Annotated in this window: 1 rRNA gene; it reads right to left on the bottom strand. The window is 46.0% G+C overall.

The window, feature by feature from the left end:
- Nucleotides 1-27 precede the first annotated feature (27 nt).
- Nucleotides 28-143: ribosomal RNA gene (gene rrf, locus ACSV5T_RS10355) — 5S ribosomal RNA — on the bottom strand.
- Between the last annotated feature and the right edge of the window lie 94 nt (nt 144-237).

The following is a 237-nucleotide window of genomic DNA, read 5'->3' on the forward strand; positions in this document are numbered from 1 at the left end:
GCTGAGCTAATCCTCCAAATATGTAATGCCTGGCAACGTCCTATCCTCACAGGGGGAGACCCCCAACTACTTTCGGCGCTGAAGCGCTTAACTTCCGTGTTCGGCATGGGAACGGGTGTGGCCGCTTCGCTATCGCCACCAGACATATATGAGATTAACATTATCTTAACATAATGTCAACTCTTTTTTAAGAGATTGTTCTCTCAAAACTGAAGACTCATCAATTCACTCAAACCG

This window comes from Veillonella sp. ZSJB6, from assembly GCF_051549505.1.
GTDB lineage: Bacteria > Bacillota > Negativicutes > Veillonellales > Veillonellaceae > Veillonella.